The sequence below is a fragment of the Glycomyces rhizosphaerae genome, from assembly GCF_042647865.1.
GTDB lineage: Bacteria > Actinomycetota > Actinomycetes > Mycobacteriales > Micromonosporaceae > Glycomyces > Glycomyces rhizosphaerae.
The window spans coordinates 1-15,031 of sequence record NZ_JBHRWO010000009.1 but is presented as its reverse complement, the minus strand read 5'-3'; the positions used below and the strand labels follow the sequence as shown (position 1 = coordinate 15,031).

General features: G+C 69.9%; 14 protein-coding genes. 13 read left to right on the top strand and 1 reads right to left on the bottom strand.

The genetic code is table 11. The features are described 5' to 3' along the window. Nucleotides 1-6: 6 nt before the first annotated feature. The 13 genes from ACFO8M_RS09320 to ACFO8M_RS09260 all read left to right on the top strand — a co-directional run bounded on the left by ACFO8M_RS09320 (nt 7) and on the right by ACFO8M_RS09260 (nt 13,518). Nucleotides 7-645: a degT/DnrJ/EryC1/StrS aminotransferase gene (locus ACFO8M_RS09320; protein ID WP_387973757.1), complete on the top strand. Its 639-nt coding sequence runs from the start codon at nt 7-9 to the stop codon at nt 643-645. A 43-nt stretch (nt 646-688) separates the two neighbouring features. Further along, on the top strand, nt 689-2,005 hold the full coding sequence (locus ACFO8M_RS09315) for a DegT/DnrJ/EryC1/StrS aminotransferase family protein (protein ID WP_387973895.1): 1,317 nt from the start codon (nt 689-691) through the stop codon (nt 2,003-2,005). Beyond that, nucleotides 1,998-3,038, top strand: a complete 1,041-nt coding sequence (argC, locus tag ACFO8M_RS09310) for an N-acetyl-gamma-glutamyl-phosphate reductase (RefSeq protein WP_387973754.1) — start codon at nt 1,998-2,000, stop codon at nt 3,036-3,038. Before ACFO8M_RS09315 ends, argC begins: the two co-directional genes overlap by 8 nt. After that, the gene (locus tag ACFO8M_RS09305; RefSeq protein ID WP_387973751.1) at nt 3,035-4,882 is read left to right on the top strand and encodes a M20/M25/M40 family metallo-hydrolase; all 1,848 of its coding nucleotides are present in this window, start codon (nt 3,035-3,037) and stop codon (nt 4,880-4,882) included. Before argC ends, ACFO8M_RS09305 begins: the two co-directional genes overlap by 4 nt. Beyond that, nucleotides 4,879-5,688, top strand: coding sequence for a 1-deoxy-D-xylulose-5-phosphate synthase N-terminal domain-containing protein (locus tag ACFO8M_RS09300; RefSeq protein ID WP_387973748.1), 810 nt, complete (start codon nt 4,879-4,881; stop codon nt 5,686-5,688). The genes ACFO8M_RS09305 and ACFO8M_RS09300 overlap by 4 nt, the downstream gene beginning before the upstream one ends. Further along, nucleotides 5,685-6,626, top strand: a complete 942-nt coding sequence (locus tag ACFO8M_RS09295; RefSeq protein WP_387973745.1) for a transketolase family protein — start codon at nt 5,685-5,687, stop codon at nt 6,624-6,626. Before ACFO8M_RS09300 ends, ACFO8M_RS09295 begins: the two co-directional genes overlap by 4 nt. Next, a complete protein-coding gene (locus ACFO8M_RS09290) occupies nt 6,611-7,864 on the top strand; it encodes an ATP-grasp domain-containing protein (protein WP_387973742.1) in 1,254 nt (417 codons plus the stop codon). The genes ACFO8M_RS09295 and ACFO8M_RS09290 overlap by 16 nt, the downstream gene beginning before the upstream one ends. Further along, nucleotides 7,861-9,171, top strand: a complete 1,311-nt coding sequence (locus ACFO8M_RS09285; RefSeq protein ID WP_387973740.1) for a hydrolase — start codon at nt 7,861-7,863, stop codon at nt 9,169-9,171. Before ACFO8M_RS09290 ends, ACFO8M_RS09285 begins: the two co-directional genes overlap by 4 nt. Continuing rightward, complete coding sequence (locus tag ACFO8M_RS09280; protein WP_387973737.1) at nt 9,168-10,412, top strand: MFS transporter; 1,245 nt, start codon at nt 9,168-9,170, stop codon at nt 10,410-10,412. Before ACFO8M_RS09285 ends, ACFO8M_RS09280 begins: the two co-directional genes overlap by 4 nt. Nucleotides 10,413-10,427: 15 nt before the next feature. Further along, the gene (locus ACFO8M_RS09275; protein ID WP_387973734.1) at nt 10,428-11,366 is read left to right on the top strand and encodes an NAD-dependent epimerase/dehydratase family protein; all 939 of its coding nucleotides are present in this window, start codon (nt 10,428-10,430) and stop codon (nt 11,364-11,366) included. Then, nucleotides 11,366-11,668: a putative quinol monooxygenase gene (locus tag ACFO8M_RS09270; protein WP_387973731.1), complete on the top strand. Its 303-nt coding sequence runs from the start codon at nt 11,366-11,368 to the stop codon at nt 11,666-11,668. Before ACFO8M_RS09275 ends, ACFO8M_RS09270 begins: the two co-directional genes overlap by 1 nt. Further along, on the top strand, nt 11,665-12,915 hold the full coding sequence (locus ACFO8M_RS09265; protein WP_387973728.1) for an ATP-grasp domain-containing protein: 1,251 nt from the start codon (nt 11,665-11,667) through the stop codon (nt 12,913-12,915). Before ACFO8M_RS09270 ends, ACFO8M_RS09265 begins: the two co-directional genes overlap by 4 nt. 63 nt (nt 12,916-12,978) lie before the next feature. Then, on the top strand, nt 12,979-13,518 hold the full coding sequence (locus ACFO8M_RS09260) for an 8-oxo-dGTP diphosphatase (RefSeq protein WP_387973725.1): 540 nt from the start codon (nt 12,979-12,981) through the stop codon (nt 13,516-13,518). 251 nt (nt 13,519-13,769) lie between these two features. Here the strand turns inward: ACFO8M_RS09260 and ACFO8M_RS09255 are convergent. Continuing rightward, nucleotides 13,770-15,031, bottom strand: a 1,262-nt coding sequence (locus ACFO8M_RS09255) for an HNH endonuclease signature motif containing protein (RefSeq protein ID WP_387973722.1), incomplete at its 5' end; no start/stop codon positions are given.

Below are 15,031 nucleotides of genomic sequence, written 5' to 3'. Positions count from 1 at the left end.
GTCCGCATGGAGCTGTATGACACCGCCGTGGTGCTCACCCGGGTCATGACCTCGGGCACCGTGATGAGCATCGAGAAGGGCGACCGGGAGCTGCCCGGACTCGAACGCCTGCTCGCCAAGCAATGCGGCCGCAGCCGCGTGTCCCTGGTCAACTCGTCGAGCGCCGCGATCCACGCCGCCGTGGCCGGCCAGGGCCTCGGCCACGGCGACCGCATCGGCGCGGATGGGCTCGACGAGTCCACCGTCGCCTTCCTCGCCTGGCTCGGGATCACCGCCGTTGACGACGGGCCGGTCCCGTTCGAGCGGATCCGCCTCACCGCCGAGAACGCCGGAGACCTGCGCGCCCTCGCCGCGGGCGTCACGGCGCCGGCCCTCGTGGTCGACCTGTGCGACATGGGCTTCGGGCCTGCGGCCGCCGTCCTCACCGACGACGAGACGAGCTGGGCCCGGGCCGAGCGCCTCAAGATCTTCGGCGCCTTCGACCTGCGGACGATGTGGACCCAAGAGGAGTCCAATCCGGACCTGGTACCGGGCGTCCAGTGCAACTACCGACTCAGTCCCCTGGTGGCGGCCTGCATCAGGGTCGCCCTCAACCAAGCCGTCAAGAGCCAGGCCGCACAGGCCGCGCCTTCAGGAGCCTCCTGATGATCGCACCGATGTCCGGGACCGAGATTCTTGGAGCCGCATGATGATCACTGACCACCCGACGGCCCCGCTCGATCCGCCTGCGGCGGCCGACCGCGAGGCCGAGCTGGCCGCCCTCGGCGGCTCGGCCATGATCGGCAAGGACGTGCGCCGCACCGCCTTCCCGGTCATCACCAAGGAAGACGTCCTGCACATGCTGCTCGCCCAGCGGCAGGACCCCGCCAAGATCGTCGGCGGCTTCGCCGAGTCCTATCGCGACTACGTGGGCGCGGCCTTCGCGCTGCCCACGGCGTCGGGCACGGCGAGCCTGCACATGGCCCTGGTCGGCGCCGGAGTCGAGCCCGGCGACGAGGTCATCGTCCCCGCGTTCACCTTCATCGCCACCGCTCAGGCCGTCGTTGCGGCCCATGCGATCCCGGTGTTCGTCGACATCGACCCGGTCACCTACTGCATGGACCCCGCCGCCGCGGCGGCGGCCGTGACCGACCGGACCAAGGCGGTCATGCCCGTCCACGTGCACGGGCTCCCGGCCGACATGCCCGCACTGCGGCGCCTGTGCACCGCGCAAGGCCTGGCCCTGGTCGAGGACGCCTCGCACGCCCACTCGGCGCGCATCGGCGACCGGATCGCGGGCTCCATTGGGGACGCCGCGGGGCAGAGCCTCATGGCCGACAAGAACTTCCCGCTCGGCGGCGAGGGCGGCATCGCCTTCTTCGCCACCGAGGAAGCCCACACCCGCGCCGTCGACTACCTGGCGCGGCACGGCATCGACTACCGGATGGCGCCCATCGCGGCGGCCTTCGGCGCGAGCCAGCTCGAACGCCTGCCCTACTACGACAAGGTGCGGGCGCGCAACGCCGCGATCCTCGCCGAGTCGCTGCGCGGGACCGGCCTGTTCGAGCCGCCGCACGTGCCCGAGGGGCACGTCCACGCTTACAACATGTACCGCATCGGCCTGCACCCCGAGCGGATCGGCCTGGACGACCTGCCGGTCCACGCGGTCAAGCAGGCCGTGCACGAACTGCTCGTGGCCGAGGGCGTCCCGGCGCGGGAGTGGCAGAACACGCCGATCCCCTGCCACCTGCCGTTCCGGCACCGCGACGGGTTCGGCAACGGCTATCCGTTCTCGCTCAACCCGAGAGCGGTGCGCGACCACCGGCCCGAGGACTTCCCGAACACGGTCGCGATGTTGGAGAGCACCCTCGTGCTGTGCCGCGAACTGCGATCCCCTGTGGAGTACGAGCGGGTGCTGCGCTACGGGGAGGCCTTCGCGAAGGTCGCCGCCCGCCCCGACGCGATCCGCAAACTGGCCTCGGGCGACGTCCCGCGGCCGCAGCACCGGGCGGCCCGCCTTGGGTGACGAGCGACGCCTGAACGTGGCCGTCATCGGCGCGAGCGGCTACACCGGCGGCGAGACCGTCCGCCTCCTGGCCGACCACCCCCATGTGCGCCTGGCGTTCCTGTCCGCCGAACGCCACGCCGGGTCCACTGTGGGGGCCGTCCATCCGTGGCTGCGCAACCATCCCGTGGTCGGGCGGCACCGGCTCAGGCCGCTCGAGGAGATGCCCGAAGTCGACGTGGCGTTCTCGTGCCTGCCCACCGGGGCGCTCCCGAAGGCACTCCCGCACATCGCGAAACACGCCGATCGGGTCCTCAACCTGGCCGGGGACTTCAGGCTCCACGACCGGGCCGAGACCCGCCGCCACTACCCCGATGCCGAAGCGGTCGACGAGAAGTTCGCGTACTTCGTGCCGGAGCTGTCGGCCGACCTGGGCGCCGAGCGGTTCGTGAACCTGCCCGGGTGCATGGCCGTGGCCTCGATCTACGCGCTCTACCCGCTGTTCTGCGACAACCTCGTCGAATCCCGGGTGGTCGTGGACGCCAAGACCGGGTCCTCGGGCTCGGGCAAGGGCAGCGGCGAGCACCCGGCCGAGCGGGCCGGGAACTTCCGCGTCCACAAGCCGCACGGCCACCGGCACGCGCCGGAGATCCGCCAGGCCCTCGCCGAGTTCACCGGCTTCGAACCGGAGCTCCAGTTCTCGACCCACAGCCTCGACATGCCGCGCGGCATCATGGTCTCCTGCTATTCCCAACTGCGGGAAGGGGTCACGGCGCTCGAAGTGAAGCGCGCGTACGCCTCCGCATACGCGGGCAAGCCGTTCGTCAAGTTCCGCACGGCTCCCAAACGCCCGCAAGACTTCCCGATGCTCAAGGCCGTCGTCGGCTCCAACCTCGCCGAGGTGGCGGTCAGCGTCCAGGGCACCGAGGTCGTGAGCGTGGCCGCGCTCGACAACCTCGTCAAGGGCGCCGCCGGACAGGCGGTCCAGACGATGAACCTCATGATGGGCCTCGACGAGTCGACCGGCCTGCCCACGACGGCGGTGGGACCGTGACGAAGCCGCTCTACTGCGTCAAAGTCGGCAGCTCCACACTGGATCGATCGGACATCGGCGACGGCGGGATCTACGCCGAGATCGCCACCCTCGTGCGCCGCGGCGCGCGGGTGCTCATGGTCGCGGGCGGCGCGGCCGGCATCGAACGCCACTACCGGACCATCGGCCGCTCCATGCCCGAGCTGGGGTTGAGCAGCGGCGACGCCGTGCGCTACTGCCCGCCCGAGGAGATGCCGCACCTGGTCGAGGCCTACCGCCGCGTGACGCTGCCCGCGGTCGAGGCGGGTCTCAAAGCACAGGGGCTCACGGTGAACACCGCCACCGCGACGCACCTGGTGCGCGGCAAGGCGAACCGCCCGCTCAAGGTCCGGTCCACGACCGGCGGGACCCGTCTGGTGCGCGACCACCGCGCGGGCATGCCGACCGAAGTGGACACCGTACGGCTGGAGGCGCTCCTCGACGCCTTCGACGTCGTGTGCCTCTCCCCGCCCGTGGCCGACGCTGAAGGCGATCCGCTCAATGTGGATGCCGACGTCCTCGCGGCCGTGCTCGCGAACTCCTTGCGGGCCGACCACCTCCGCCTCGTCACCGGCACCGCCGGGCTCCTGGCCGACCCGCACGACCCGGCCTCCACCCTCACCGACCTCTACCCCGGCGAGGGCGCGGCGTTCGCGGGCGGTCGCATGAAGCAGAAGGTCCGCGCCGCCGAGATCGCCTTGGACGCCAGCGCCGACGTGGCGATCTGCGGCCCCGACACCCTCACCGACCCGACCGGCTGGACCCGCTTCTGGCCCAGCCGCGAGCCCGCACCGGACCTGGCGCTGCTCACCCGCGCCGCCGCGATCCCGTCCGTCTCCGGCGACGAACGCGAGCTCGCCGAATACCTCCAGGGCTGGTGCGCCGCAGAGGGACTGGATGCCGAGATCGATCCGGCCGGGAATCTCGTCGCCACGAAGGGCGGCGGTCCGCGGCGCCTGCTCATGCTCGGCCATCTCGACACCGTGCCGTTCCACTGGCCCACTTCCTGGCAGGAGGACGGCACGCTGTTCGGGCGCGGCACGGTCGACGCCAAGGGCTGCCTGGTCAACTTCCTCGAAGTGCTGGCGGCGGCCGACGTGCCCGCCGGCGCGCAGATCCGCGTGGTCGGCGCCGTCGAAGAGGAGATCTCCTCCTCCAAGGGCGCCTTCTGGGTCCGCGACCACTATCCGGCGGACGCGGTCGTCATCGGCGAGCCCAGCGGCTCGGGGACGCTCACGCTCGGGTACCACGGGCTGTTCAAACTCCGCATCACCGCCACTGTGGACAGCGGCCATTCGGCGGCCCGGGACGCGGTGTCCGCACCGGACGCGCTCATCGCGGCCCTGGCGCTGTACCGCGAAGCGGTACTCGCCGAAGCGCCCGAATCGCTCAGCGCGGTCATCGACACCTGGACCGGCCGCGAGCCGGGCCGCGACACGGCGACGGCCATCCTGAATTTCCGGACTCCCCCCGGAGCGGCACCGGAGGCGCTCATCAAGGCGCTCCCGGACCTGCCGGGGGTGGACGCGGCGATCCTGCGCGCCACCCCCGGCTTTCAGGGCGGGCGCACTTCACCGCTGGCGAAGTCGTTCGCGAAGGCCTTCGCGGCCAATGAGATTCGGGCCCGGCACGTGGTCAAGAAAGGCACCTCCGACATGAACACGCTCGCCACGACCTGGGAGGGCGTCCCGATGGTCGCCTACGGTCCCGGCGACTCGGCGCTCGACCACACCGACGCCGAGCGCATCGGGGCCGACGAGGTCCGCCGCGCCCGCGCGGTACTCGCCGCCGCGGTGGCCGACTGGCTCGCCAGGGAGGCGCGATGAGCAGCCTGGCCCTCCTCCAAGATCTCGCGGCCGAGCGCAGTCCAGCGTCCCGGGCGGTGGCCGCGCGCCGCCTCATCGTGGACATGGCCGCCAGTGAACGCGGCTGCCACCTCGGCGGGAGCCTGTCGGTGATCGACATCCTCCTGGCCGCGTTCGACCGGGCCGAGGGCGACGACGGGACCCGCGTCGTGCTCAGCAAGGGCCACGCCGCCGCCGGTCTCTATGCGGCCCTATATGTCACGGGTCGACTGACCGAGAACCCCGCCCCGCTGTACGGGAAGGCCGGGCACCCGTACACCGGGCACCCCGGCCCGAAGGTCCCCGGCGTGGCGTATCCGACGGGCAGTCTCGGGCACGGTCTCCCCTACGCCGCCGGTTGGGCCTGGTCGCAGCGTCTCAAGGGCCTGCCCGGTCTCGGCATCGCCGTCAGCGGCGACGGCGAGCTCCAAGAAGGGCTCGTCTGGGAGAGCCTGCAGGTCGCCGCCGCGCGGCGCCTGGGCAACTTCGTGCTCGTCGTGGACCGCAACGGCGGGCAGAACGACGGGCTGGTCGATGACATCTCGCCGCTGCCGGACCTCGCGGACCGCTTCCGCGCCTTCGGGTTCGGCACGGCCGAAGTGGACGGCCACGACCACGCCGCGCTGACCGCCGTCCTCGCCGGGTCCCGCGCGGGCGACCGGCCGCTCGCGGTCATTGCGAACACCGTGAAGGGCAAGGGCGTCCGCGCCGTCGAAGGCAAGGCCGGCTCCCACTACGTCAGCATCGACGCCGACCGGGCCGAGAAATGGAAGCGGGGCATCCGATGACGTTGTCCGGCCGCGACGCCTACCGCGCCGCCCTCACCGAACTCGCCGAGACCGACCCCGCGATCGTCTGCATCGAAGCCGACCTCGGCGGCAAGAAGCACCCGTTCGCCGAAGCGCACCCCGACCGCTTCTTCAACGTGGGCATCGCCGAAGCGGCCATGATCGACATGGCGGCCGGGCTCGCCTCGGGCGGCTTCAAGCCGTTCGTGAGCACCTTCGCGCCCTTCGCGACCCTGCGCGCCGCCGAGAGCTTCAAGCTCGCGCTCGGCTACCTCGGCGCGAACGTCACGGTCGTCGCCCCGTACGCCGGGGTCTCCGGGGCCTGGTTCGGCACCACCCACCACTGCCTCGAGGACCTCGCGGTCGCCCGCGCCGTCCCCGGCGTGGTCGTCGCCGCGCCCTACGGCGAGGCCGAGATGCGCGCCGTGGTCGCCTCGGCGGCGGCCTCGGGCCGCCCGCATTACATCCGCACCGGCCGCAGCGCGGCCTATGAGAGCTTCTCCCCCGCCGACGCGGGAACGCCACTGGTCTACTGGGCCAACGAAGGAGCATCGGGTGCCGCGTGCCTGGTGTCGGTGGGGGAGGAGGCCACCAGGCTGTGCCTGGAGGCCACTGAGCAGGACCCGGGCCTCGCCCACGCGCATCTGTGCTATGTGGACAACGAGCACTTGGCGGCCGCCGCGAAGGACCTCGCGTCCCGGCACGACCGCCTCACCGTCGTCGAGGAGCACCGCCGCGCGGGCTCCGTCGCCGAAGCGCTCGCCCTGCTGCTGCCCGAATGCCGCGTCAACAGCGCGTGCGCCGACGACCGCTGGCCCACCGAGGGCGGCGACCACGCCGAGACCATGGCGCAGCTCGGACTCACCAGAACCGCCGTCCTCGACGCGGCGGCCCAGCACCGACACCACCAGGAGACCGCACCGTGCACGTCCTCATGATCGAATGCAACCCCAACGGCATGGCGGGCATCGCCAACGCCCTCGAACTCGGCCACGACGTCACCCTGATCTCGGTCGACCCCGACTTCTACCTGGCGATCTCGCCGCTGACGGCGGGCACTTACGCGCACCCGAACTGCACCGTGGTCAAGAGCGAGGCCGCGTTCGACATCGACGAGCTGGTCGCGCTCGCCCGCGAGATCGACGCCGAGAACCACGTTCACGGCGTCACGACCTACAGCGAGTACCACACCGTCCACACCGCCGCGGTCGCCAGCGCACTCGGCCTGCCCGGCATGAGCGTCGACGGGGCCCGCAACGCCCGTCACAAGCACCGCACCCGCCTCGCCCTGGACGGCGTCGAGGGGATCCGGCAGCCCCGGTTCCGGGCCGTCTCCGACCCGTCCGAAGTGGAGTCTGCGGTCCGCGAGATCGGCTTCCCCTGCGTCGCCAAGCCCTCCGACGGCACCGCCAGCCTCCATGTCCTGCATCTCAAGGACGAGGACGACCTGCGCGACTACCTCACCGAGCTCGAAGGGGTCGCCGACTACGGGCGCGGCGTCATCCGCGTCCCCGAGATCGTGATCGAACAGTTCGTGCCCGGCGAGCTCATCTCCGTCGAATCGTGCGTGCTCGCGAACGGCGAGATCGTCAACCTCGGCCTCACCGACCGGCCCCTCAGCGGCTTCCCGCACTTCATCGAGATGGGCGCCACCTACTTCACCGGCCACCCGCTGCAGGACGAGCTGTTCGCGACCACCACGAAGGTGCTCAAGGAACTCGGCGTCGACTTCGGGTTCATCCACACCGAGTTCCTGCTCGGCCCCGAAGGGCCGGTGCTGTGCGAGGTCAACGGCCGCTTGATCGGCGGGATCGTGCCCTCGCTCATGCAGATCACCAGCGGCGTCGACGCCTACCTGGAGGTCATCCGCCAGGCCCTGGGCGAGCAGCCCGAGCTGCCGTTCCCCGGCGAGACCACCGCCGGCGGGCACTGGTTCGGCGCGCCCATCGACGGCGTCGTGGAGTCCATCGAGTTCGACCTCGACGGGCAGCCCGGCTTCCATTCCGCCTTGGCGTACAAGAAGCCCGGCACCACGGTGTCCCGCCTGTCGAAGTCCAATTTCGACTGGATCGGCCACGTCATCTTCACCGGCGCCGACCGCGCCGAGGTCAACAAGCGCTGCGAGGCGGCCCTGGACCACGTCGACCTGCGGATGCGGCTGGACGTCGCCCGATGACCACCCACATCTACAAGGGCATCGCGATACCGTCGCTCGACCGCGCGACGCTGTTCGATGTCGTCGTGGACGACGGCGTCTTCACCCACGTCGACGCCGTGCCACGGCCGCGCGGCGGCGGCGAGACCGAGCTGTGGCCCGGTTACACCGAGGCGCACGCGCACTTCGCGCTGCCGTGCAACTGGGACGACTCGCTCGACTCGCCGCGCATCACCGCCCTGCAGTATCTCTACCACGGCGTCACCCAGGTGGTCGACATGTTCGGCTTCCCGGTCATCGCCGACGAATGGGAGGCGGGCCGCGCCGACTCCCCTTGGCCCTACCCGGAAGTGGTCCACTGCGGGTACGCGGTGACGGCGATGACCGACGGGGCCGGGCGCAACGGCCACGGCGTCGAGTTCCCCGCGCCCGTCTACATGCTCGCGGTCGAATCCGACCTCGAGATCGCCTTGCGCGCCAACGCCGAACGCGGCGCGACGTTCCTCAAGGCCATGTTCACCGACGGCACCGAGCAGCCGGGCAGCCCGGTGCGCTTCTCGCGCCTCTCCGAGCGGATCCTGCGCTTCACCGCCCGCATGGCCGAGGAGCGCGGCATCCCCGCCGTCATCGACTGCAACACGTTGGAAGAGACCCGCTTCGCCTACGAGTGCGGCTTCCGGCTCTTCGCCCATTCGGTGCGCGACACCGAGCTGACCGAGACCGACTGGAAGGAGTTCGACGGCGCCCGCTTCGTCTCCACCCTCGCCGGCCTGCGGCCGATGATCATGAGCGGAGACGACTTCGCCGCCGAATACAGCCGCGAAGGCTTCGTCCAAACCCAGGACCCGCACAACCTCGCGTTCGTCCAGAAGATCGAGCAGCCCTTCGGCATCGAGTACGGCGTGCAGGAGACCCGCACGGCCGCACTCCAGGACATGCGCCGCAACGCGCTCGCGGCGCTCGACCGCGGCCGGCTCCTTGTCGGCACCGACTCGGGCAATCTCGGTGCGTACCACGGCTACTCGTTCCTCTCCGAGCTCGAACTGCTGCGCGGCGAGGACCCGACGCCCGACCTGGCGTTCCGGCTGCGCGAGCAGGCCACCGTCGGCGGGCGCCGCTACTTCGACGAGCTCGCCGGGCGCCCCTCCCCCGAGCACCCGATCAGCGTCGGGCAGCCCGCCACGTTCAACCTCCACGACCCCGCCAGTCCGCTCTCGGCCCTGCCCGAGACCACGGTCGTCCAGGGCGTGCCGATCGACCGCGACGCCATCGCCGCAGAGATCAGCGCGCTCCGCGCCACCGACACGAAAGGCAAGGTCATCCTGTGACAGCCCAACGCAGACGGACCCTCATCGGGGTCAACGCCGGCATCTTCCTCGCCCACATCGGCAACTTCATCTGGTTCCCGATCCTGATCGCCGCGCTCGGCGAGACCGAGTCGGGGTTCCTGGCGGGCCTGGTCATGTGCATGACCTATGTGGGCCGCCTGCTCGCGACGTTCTCGTACGAGGGGTTCGCGGCCCGCACCGGCATCCGGGGCGCGGTCTTCGCGGGCACCGCGCTCGAAGCGCTCGCGCTGCTCGGCATGGGGTTCTCCAGCGGCGTGGTCCTCTACTGCGTCCTGGCGTTCTTCATCGGCTTCGGCTCCGGCACCGCCTTCCCGGGGCTCAAGAACGTGCTCATCTCCTACCCCGAAGACGAACGCGCCAAAGCGTTCTCGACGTTCCAGATGTCGGCCCAGGTCGGCCTGTTCGGCGGCGCGCTCCTGGGCGGTCTCATCGCCGGGTTCGACCTGCGCCTGGTGTTCACCATCGTCTTCGTCATCTTCATCGGCTTCTGCCTCTCGGCCTCGGCGTTCATCCCGAAGCACGGCTACGAGCCGTCCACTGGGGATGCCGCACCGGAGCCCGCGACCGAGGGACGCGCACCCCTGTTCAGCCTCAGGGTGTTCAAGGGCATCGAGGTGCGCGGCGCGACCGCCTACTTCGTGCTGTCGGCCGTGTTCTGGTTCCTGGAGATGTGCTTCATCGTGGGCATCCCGCTCCACATGCAGCAGTTCGCGCCCGATCTCGTGCCGTCCGCGCCGTTCTGGGTCACCGGGCTCACGCTCCTGGTCCTCCAGTACCCGCTGTTCAAGTTCCTGATCAAGCACCTTCGCCCCGGGACCGTCATGGCCGTCGGCCTCGCGGGCATGGTCGCCGCGTTCCTGGCGTTCGGCATCGGGCAGACGTTCGCGTGGGTCCTCGCCGGCTGCTTCGTCGTCGTGCTCGGCGAGATCCTCTTCGCGCCGTCGTTCGACATGTGGGTGGCGCGCAAGGTCCCCGAAGACCGGCTCGCGAAGGCCATGGGCGCCATGCACTTCTTCCGCAGCGCCGGGAACATGGCCGGGGCGCTCCTCGCCGGCCTCATGTACGACCTCGCCGTGGCCGCCGACGCCCCGAGCGCGCACTGGTTCCTCATCGCCGCCGTCGCCGCGGTCTGCGCGCTCATCTGCCTCTTCAGCAAGGAGGCGCCCGCCGAACCGGTGGAGGAGACTGAAGCCGAACCCGCTGCGGCAGCGGCGACCTAGCAAGGGAGACAGATCATGGCAGACATCTGCGTCATCGGCGGCACCCGGTTCTTCGGAAAGCGCCTGGTCCACCGCCTGCTCGGCGACGGCCACCGCGTCACGCTCGTCAACCGCGGCATCACGCCGGACCCATTCGGCGACAAGGTGGAGCGGCTCGTCGCCGACGCGACCGACACCGCATCGCTCACCACCGCCGTCGCCTCGTCCCGCTTCGACGCCGTGGTGCACCAGATGTGCTACTCCCCCAGGACCGCCGTCGCCGCCTGCGAGGCCTTCGGCGACCGGGCCGGAAAGTTCGTGCTCACCTCCAGCATGGAGGTCTACAACGCCGACACCTTCCGCTGGGAGATCCCCGCGCCGCCCATGAGCGCCTTCGCCCGCGAGAGCGAGCTGGACCCGGCGGACTACCGGTACGACCTCGATCTGCCTTGGGACGACGAGGGATTCCTCTGGCCCAACTACGGCGAGGGCAAGCGCCAGGCCGAGGCCGCGATGACTTCACAGGCGGCGGTTCCGGTCGCGATCGCCCGCATCGCGCACGTGCTCGACGCGAACGAGGACTTCACCGGCCGCGTCCAGTTCCACGTGGACCACCTCCGGGAGGGCCGCGAGATCCTGGCGCACGCCAACCCCGGCAAGACCTCGCTGGTGCCCGCGACCGAGGCCGCGGCGTTCCTGGCGTGGCTGGCGACGAACGAGGTCGAGGGCCCGGTCAACGCCGCGGCGCCGGAACCGGTGAACGTGTACGACGTACTCGCCGCCTTCGAAGAGGCCGTGGGCCGCAAGGCGACAGTGGTCGAGCAGGAGTCCCCTTCCGGCGACGACCTCTCCCCCTATTCATGCCCGGCGGACTTCGGCATGAGCGTCGACAAGGCCGCCGAACTCGGCTTCGCCTTCCGACCCGCTGCGGACTGGCTCCCCGAACTGGCCGCCGCAGCAGTGAAGGAGTCCTGATGTTCGACCTTCTCGTGCACGTCAGGGTGACCGACCCCGCCGAGGCCCCGGCGGTGGCCGAGGCCTTCGCCGACATGCGGCCGCTGTGCCTCGCCGAGGACGGCTGCGTCCACTGGAACGCCTACCAGTCCCTTGAGGACGAAACCAGGTTCACCCTGGTGGAGCGCTGGGCCTCCCGCGAGTCCTGGGAGGCCCACGGCACCGAGAAGGCCATCCAGGAGATCTACCTGCCACGCGTGCTCCCGCGCGTCGAGCGGGAAGTCCACCCCAGCCGCACCCTGGGAACCGAAGGAGACCAATGAGCCAGCACCGCATAGCCGTCGTCGGCGGCCGACCCGCACCGATCCACGGCGCCAAGGAACTCGGCATCGACGTGGTCCTCGCCCACGCCGAAGGCCAGTACGACCCCGCCGAGTCCGAGGCGCACTGCTCGCAGATCGTCACCGGCGACATCACCGACACCGACGTGCTGCTGCGCATGCTCGCGCCGCTGCACGAGGAGCGGCCGTTCGACCGCATCCTGACCACCACCGAGCTCTCCGCAGTCCCCGTCGGCGAAGTCAACGCCAAGCTCGGCCTCCCCGGCACGCCCGTCGAGGTCTCGCGCACGATCCAGGACAAGGCCCTGACCCGCCAAGCCCTGGACCGGCACGGCCTCAGCCCGGTGCGGCACCGCATCGTGACCGACCCCGCCGACGCGGCGGCATTCCTGCAAGACGCGGGCGGACGCTGCGTCCTCAAGCCGGGCAAGGGAGCGGGAAGCCTGCACATCAACGTGGTGCGAAACGCGGAGGAAGCCGAGCGGGCATTCGACGCGATCACGGCCTTCGGCTACGGAGGAGTACTGGCGGAGGAGTTCCTAGAAGGCCCGGTGGTGAGCGTGGAGGCCTTCTCTAGTCAAGGTCGCCATGTCGTCCTCGGCATCTGCGAATACCAGGTCAACGACCACTTCGTGGAATGGGAGTGCAGCGTCTCCGCCGATGTGGCCCTGCCGCACCTGCCCGCGCTGCACCAGCTCACCGCCGACGTCCTCGACGCGGTCGGACTCAAGGACGGCCCTTCGCACAGCGAATTCGTCCTCACCGCGGCCGGCCCGCGCCTCTTGGAGACCCACAACCGCCTGTCGGGCAACGGCATCCCGGAACTGGTCCGCCGCGCCACCGGCTGGGACCCGGCCCGCCTTTTCATGACGGTCCCGCTCGGCATCGAGCAGCTGCCGTCCGAAGCACCGGAGCCCCTGCGCGGCGCCGCGATCCGCTTCCTCGCCGCCGCCCCGGGAATGGTCACCGCCGTCACCGCCGACCTCGACGTACCGGTCCGCCACCTCCCGCCCGCCACCTTCCACCCGCACACGATCCCGTTCCTGAAGGACCTCGCCGACGCCGAAGCGGCCGCGGTCATCGGCAAGCACGAGGGCGACACCATCGCCCCCATGCACTCCCTCCTCGCCTGCGACAACGGCTACACGGTCGCCACGGCCCCGACCCGGGAAGCAGCAGTGCAACGCTGCGCCGACCTGGCAGCCCAGATCAAGTTCCACACCACCTGACCCCTGCAAACCAATCGGCCGCCGCATCTCATGCGGCGGCCGTTTGCGTCGAACACTGCCAGGTTGAACGCCGAAATCGGGTTCTTGAAAGAATGCCGTGTGACGTTGACACCCATGTGCCTGGTCTTCCTGACCCGCCCCACTCCTGACGGAAGACGAGAAGTCCTGCTTGGGCGCAAGAAGACCGGCTTCGGCGCCGGCAAGATAGTCGGACTCGGCGGACATGTGGAACCGAACGAGACCGCAGTCCAGGCCGCAGCGCGTGAGACCGCCGAAGAGTCAAGTCTGGTCGTGGCCGTCGGCGACCTCCGCGAAGCCGCGAACTTGACATTCCGGTTCCCGGCAAGACCTGCCTGGGACATGCAGGTAGCCGTATTCGTCGCAGACCAGTTCACCGGCGACGCACACGAGTCCGAGGAGATCGCCCCACGCTGGTATCCGACCGATGACCTACCGGTCCAAGACGTGTGGGACGACAATCAATACTGGCTCCCGCAAGTGCTGGAAGGTCAGCAACTCAACGCGGAGTTCGAGTTCGCCGACGATTGCGAGACCGTCGCTACGGTCCAGATCGTTCGCGTGTCTGAGAATCAGCCCGAGTAGCGAACTGCCCTACCTTCTACCGGAGCACTAGCCCCGGACCTCCACTTCGGCCTTCGGCTTTGACTGGGCCTGGGTTCAAGATGGCAGCGACAACGGGTGGCTGTTTCCTGGGTCTGGTCTTCAGCATTCGGGGCGGACTGGGTTGTGGTTCAGGCAGTCAGCGACAACGGGGTGGTTGCGTCCTGGGCCTGGTCTTCGGCTTCGATGTCTCGGGGCTTGCGGTCAAGGCAGTCAGCGACAACGAGGTGGTGTCAACCCTGGCGAGTTCTTCGGCCTGTGGGATCGATTGGGTTCTGGTTCAGGCGGGCAGCGACAAAGGGCTGAGTGGAGGGCTGGGCTCGCTCTTCGGCTATAGGCGGTGCCTGTTCCGGGTCCTTGCCTGGGTGGGTTTGTTGCCTGTGCATGCTGAGGGGCCCGAACCCATATGGGTGTCGGGCTGCGCTGCTGGTGTTGCGGCGCTTCCCCTCAGCAGTCGCCCGCTGAGGGCACAGTAAGAACGGTGGTTCCCCGTAGTCGACCTCCCGGTCCGGGCCAGCCATCACCTTCAGAGGTTTGCTGGGTTCGGAAGGCTTGGGGGCCTTGACGATCGGCGGCGTGACCTGTTGTGGTGGTGCCGGTGTTGCCTGGTTGGGTGTCGTGAACTTCGCTCGGCATTTCGCTCTCGCTGCCTTCATGGCTTTGAGGGCGCGGTCCCGGTCGATGGCCTCGGCCAGGGCATCGAGGTCGGGTTTCATGGTCTCGGACCATTCGGTCCGGTAGAGCCCGGTGGGGAACACGTCCCAGTCGGTGCCGGTGTGCTCAGTGTCCATGTCCTGGTCGGTGCGCCAGTCGGAGCAGCCGCACCCAGCCGTGGTGTCGGTGGGGTCGCTCTGGATGCCAGCGTGGTCGTGGTGGGTGATGATGGCTTGTCCGGGGCCGGTCTTCTCCACGGTCCAGCCGGTGGTGTGGATGCGGCCGTGGTGGAACCGGCACAGCAGGATCAGGTTCTCCGCGATTGTGGGGCCGCCGTCGGCCCAGTGCTGGATGTGGTGGGCTTCGGTCCAGGCGACCGGGCGCCCACACCCGGACCAGGCGCAACCTCCTGGCTGCTCAAGCTCCAGCTTCCGCCGCAGGGCCGTGTTCGGGAGGCGCAGTGCCCGACCGAGTTCGATCGCTTCGCCTGTGGCGTAGTTGAACACCGAGGGGATCACCACGCCCTCGCAAGCCAGGAGGCGCGCCCTGGGAACCGAGATCGGGTCGCCCTCCAGCAGCGGGAGGCGGCCGGTGTCCTTGCCCTGCAACGTCTCGATATCGACCGTGAGATCGAGGGTGGCGGTGTGCCCGTGTCTTGTTGCGGCTTGTGGGGAGGAACCGTAGCCGGCCAGGAGCTGGTGGAGGGCTTCAGCGTGCCGGTGTTCTTGCGGGGGCAGGAGACCGTCGCTGTCCTGGTCTTCTTGACGCGGTGGCGGGCAGGCGGTCTGCAGGTACTTGTCCAACAACCGGCCCGTGGTGTCGGAGAGCTCCGCCGAGAGGC